The following is a 1,969-nucleotide window of genomic DNA, read 5'->3' as shown; positions in this document are numbered from 1 at the left end:
TCGTTTGGCTCGGTTGACGAGTTCAAATCGCAGTTCTCCGCTGCAGGCGCCGGCCAGTTCGGTTCCGGCTGGGCCTGGCTGGTTAAGAACGCCGATGGTTCGCTGGCAGTGACCAAGACCGAAAACGGTGTGAACCCGCTGTGCTTCAACCAGACCGCGCTGCTGGGCTGCGATGTGTGGGAACACTCTTATTACATCGATTTCCGCAACAAGCGTCCGGCGTATCTGACCAACTTCCTGGACAATCTGGTGAACTGGGAAAACGTCGCCTCGCGGATGTAAGTCCTTAACGGCATGAATTCTGGAGCGCCCGGTCTTTTTTGACCGGGCGTTTCTTATTTGAACCGGCGGCAGGCGCGTATTGCGCACGAAGGGCCGGAGCAGGGGAACGGCGATGACAGAGGCAGCCAAAGGCATATTGGCAATGGTTTCGGCCTGCGTGGTCTGGGGGCTGTCGGGGATCTATTACAATGCGCTGTCGCATGTGCCGCCCGAACAAGTCCTGTCGCACCGGGCATTGTGGTCGTTCCTGTTCTTTGCCGGCGTGTTGTTTTTTCAAGGCCGGATCGGCGCCTTAGGGGCCGCTTTCAGCGGCAGGCGGAACACAATGTTTCTGGTTCTCGCAACGGCGATGATCTCGCTCAACTGGTTTGTGTTCATTTCTTCTGTACAGACCGGCTATGCGACCGAAGCGAGCTTGGGGTACTATATCTTTCCGCTGCTGAGCGTGCTGCTGGGGCGGCTGGTGTTCGGTGAACAGCTGACCCGGGCGCAGGTCGCGGCAGTTGGGCTGGCGGCACTGGCAGTTGCGGTGCTGTCCTTCGGACTGGGCGCAGCCCCCCTGATTCCGCTGGTGCTGGCGATTAGCTTTGCCCTTTATGGTGTTGCAAAAAAACAGATTCCATTGGGTCCGGTGGTGTCCGTCACCGCCGAGGTGCTGCTGATCCTGCCCGTAGCGCTGGCGGTGATCTGGCTGACCGGCGGCGCGGGCTTTCTGGACAGCACTGCGACCGCTGTGATGCTGGCGTTCTCCGGCATCCTGACCGGACTGCCGCTGATCTTGTTCAGCTATGCCGCCAAGCGGGTGCGGCTGGGGACGGTGGGTGTGTTGCAGTACCTGAACCCGACACTGCAGTTCCTGGTGGCGGTGCTGGTCTTTACCGAGCCATTCACCCCTTGGCACGGCGCGGCCTTTGCGCTGATCTGGAGCGCAGTTGCGGTGTTCTCGTTCTCGGCCCTGCGTCAGGAGCGGGCGTCGCGCAGGGCGGCAATGGCCGCTACCGGGGTGTCGGCCCAGATCAGATAATCCGCGGTGTCCTGACCAGCAAAGCCCTGAGCGACAACATGGTCCAGAAGGTCGCGCAGCTTGTCCCAGTAGCCTTCGGTATTCAGGATCACGATCGGTTTTGAATGCAGGCCCAACTGGCGCCAGGTGAGCGCCTCGAACAACTCATCCAGCGACCCGGCGCCGCCGGGCAGTACAACCACCGCATCAGCGTTCCACAGCATGACCTTTTTGCGTTCATGCATGGTTTCGGTGACAACATAGGTGCTGAGATCGGATTTGCCGACTTCCCGCTGTTCCAGGTGGCCGGGGATCACGCCAAAGGTTTCGCCGCCTGCTGCCTGGGCAGCGCGAGCGACCTCTCCCATCAGCCCGACATCGCCGGCGCCATAGACCAGCCTCATGTCGTTCTTGGCGAGTGCCGCGCCGAGATCCTGTGCGGCCTGGGTATAAGCGGGCTGTGCTCCGGCGCGGGAACCGCAATAGACACAGACGGATTTGATGCTCATCGGCCAGCCTTTCCGTGGAATTTCAAGATGAAACGCAATTGGTGTTTTGACCCGTGATAGCGGGATTGGTAGGTTTGCTCAACTAAGCGGAAGGCAACATTCCGCAAATGCCGAAGGGATCGAAATGGCGGAAGCATCTGGAAGCGGGGGCCTGGGGGCCCTCACAATTGGCGGT

Annotated in this window: 3 protein-coding genes; 2 read left to right on the top strand and 1 reads right to left on the bottom strand. The window is 60.4% G+C overall.

Annotated elements, in window-relative coordinates; genetic code table 11:
- Together A2I95_RS34070 and rarD are read left to right on the top strand one after the other, a co-directional pair.
- On the top strand, window positions 1–282 hold a 282-nt coding region (locus A2I95_RS34070; RefSeq protein WP_291736926.1), incomplete at its 5' end, for a superoxide dismutase.
- Window positions 283–394: 112 nt separating this feature from the next.
- The gene (gene rarD, locus A2I95_RS34065) at window positions 395–1,306 is read left to right on the top strand and encodes an EamA family transporter RarD (protein ID WP_291736923.1); all 912 of its coding nucleotides are present in this window, start codon (window positions 395–397) and stop codon (window positions 1,304–1,306) included.
- Here the strand turns inward: rarD and A2I95_RS34060 are convergent.
- Window positions 1,243–1,794: a TIGR00730 family Rossman fold protein gene (locus tag A2I95_RS34060; protein WP_291736919.1), complete on the bottom strand. Its 552-nt coding sequence runs from the start codon at window positions 1,792–1,794 to the stop codon at window positions 1,243–1,245. The genes rarD and A2I95_RS34060 overlap by 64 nt on opposite strands.
- Between the last annotated feature and the right edge of the window lie 175 nt (window positions 1,795–1,969).

This window comes from Leisingera sp. F5 (genome assembly GCF_001593695.1).
This window is presented reverse-complemented; position numbering and strand designations above follow the sequence as displayed.